Source organism: Streptomyces sp. SID3343, from assembly GCF_009865215.1.
Lineage (GTDB): Bacteria > Actinomycetota > Actinomycetes > Streptomycetales > Streptomycetaceae > Embleya.
The window spans coordinates 1-2,143 of record NZ_WWJX01000523.1 but is presented as its reverse complement, the minus strand read 5'-3'; the positions used below and the strand labels follow the sequence as shown (position 1 = coordinate 2,143).

The following is a 2,143-nucleotide window of genomic DNA, read 5'->3' as shown; positions in this document are numbered from 1 at the left end:
AGTGCGACGACCGGGCCCGGCGTCGGTCGAAGCGGCCGATCAAGGCGGGGCTTCCGTACCTGCGAGGCTTCCGTACCTGCGGGCCTTCGACGTCGATGCCGCTTCCGGCATCGACTTGCCGGAGGATTCATGAGGTGTCGTCTCGTCGGTGCGCGCCGGACGTGTCGGCTCACGTGCCGGGTCGTCGAAAGGTTGGTCGGGCATGGTCTACGGGCGGCGGGAGCGGCGCAAGGCGGCGAGCGCGCCCAGTACGACCCCGGCGCCGATCAGGGGCAACCCTCTCGCCCAGATCTCGGGCTCGACGCGGGTGAACAGCAGAACACACGACGCGGCACCCAGGATCGGCAGGACGATGGGAATGCGAAAATGCCCGCGCTCGTGCTCCCCGGGGTTCCTGCGTAGGACGGGTACCGCGATGTTGACGGCGAGAAAGACCACCAGGAGCAGCAGCACGAGCGTCGAGGCGAGGGTGGCGACGTCACCGGTGAGGGCCAGGAGCAAAGCGATCGCGGTGGTCGTCGCGATCGCGGTCCACGGCGTGCGGCGGCCCGGCAGGACGCGGGCCAGGAAGGACGGCAGCAGACCGTCGCGGGCCATGCCGTACGTGAGCCGTGAGGACATGATGCCGCTCAGCAGGGCCCCGTTGGCGACGGCGACCAGCGCGATGGCGCTGAACAGCCGTTCGGGTACCCCGTCGGCCACCTTGACCACTTCGAGCAGCGGGCCGCCGGACGCCACCAGGCGGTCGGTCGGCACGACGGCACTCGAGACGATCCCCACCGAGGCATAGATGATGCCGGCCGCGGCGAGGGCTCCGAAAAGGGCGCGCGGGTAGGATCGCCGGGGATTCGCGGTCTCCTCCGCGACGTTGACCGAGGTCTCGAACCCCACGAACGAGTAGTACGCGAGCACGGACCCGCTCAGCACCGCGGCGGCCGGGCCGTGGGCGTCGGTGCCCAGTTGGGTCAGCCGCGACAGGTCGCCGTCGCCGCGCAGCATCACCCACGCCCCCAGCCCGATCACCAGGACCAGCCCGCCCACTTCGATCAGCGTCGCCGCCGTGTTCGCCCGCATCGACTCGTTGATGCCGCGCGCGTTGAGCAGCGCCAAGCCGATCAGGAACAACACCGCCACCAGCGCGATCGGGGCCGTGACGAACTCGGTCAGGTAGTCGCCGCCGAACGCCCGGGCCAGCGCGCCGACCGACACGATGCCCGCCGCGAGCATACAGAACCCGACCACGAAGCCGACGAAGGGCCCGTACGCAAGCCTGGTGTAGTGCGACGCGCCGCCTGCCCGCGGATACTTCGTCGCCAGCTCCGCGTACGAACCCGCCGTCAACAGGGCCAGGCACAACGCGACGACCAGCGGCACCCACACCGCCCCGCCGGCCTCCCCGGCGACTTGGCCCCCCAGCACGTACACACCCGCGCCCAGGACGTCCCCGAGGATGAACAGGAACAACAACGGCGTCGTCAACGTCTTGTTCAGCCCGGAGGCCGCACCCGTGACAGCGGGTACAGATGGTGTCTGCGATGCGCTCATGGAGGCCCCTATGCCCCGAGCGTCGATCCGCAGACACGACGTTCGGCACGGGCGTGAGAGCCCCGACCAACCGAAGAGCCGGGAGCGACCGACGCCGCCCGCCGACGCCCGCCCCGCGATCCCGCACAGGGGTCGTCACCCGCGTCCGCGGCACAAACCCGTGTTCCTGACAAGCCGGTTGGTGGTGGGTCGTGTTCTGGTCCCGGACGAACGGAGGCCGGGCCGGTCTCACCGCGACCGGCGCGGTGTACCGGGACGCGGCGTGGGAGCCGGCGCAGGGCCCGGTGGAACGCGATCGTCCTGCCGTCACGGCCAAGGTCACCGTGCACGCGCACGATTGCGTGGGCGGCGACGGTGTGGACGAGGGCTTCGGTGACGTCGCCGAGTCGGCTGTCGACACCGGGTGCGCGCCGGTGTGTGCAGGCGCGCGCCGTGGGTGAACAACGACGACATCTCGGGCGAGACCATCCGGATCCCGATGGCGATCGTGCCGACTCGCCGGGGCAGGTGAACCGTTCCCGAACAGCGTCGGGGCGCGCCGGTCATCGGACGTTCACCCCGCCGGCGGCCTGACCTCGATCACCGAACGCAACGGCGG

General features: G+C 70.8%; 2 protein-coding genes. One reads left to right on the top strand and one right to left on the bottom strand.

Annotated features, from left to right (window positions below; translation table 11 throughout):
• Positions 1-207: 207 nt before the first annotated feature.
• On the bottom strand, positions 208-1,545 hold the full coding sequence (locus GT354_RS16455; protein ID WP_161357060.1) for an APC family permease: 1,338 nt from the start codon (positions 1,543-1,545) through the stop codon (positions 208-210).
• A 191-nt stretch (positions 1,546-1,736) separates the two neighbouring features.
• On the opposite strand from GT354_RS16455, the gene GT354_RS16450 reads away from it, so the two are divergent.
• The gene (locus GT354_RS16450) at positions 1,737-1,985 is read left to right on the top strand and encodes a hypothetical protein (protein ID WP_161357059.1); all 249 of its coding nucleotides are present in this window, start codon (positions 1,737-1,739) and stop codon (positions 1,983-1,985) included.
• Positions 1,986-2,143: the final 158 nt, after the last annotated feature.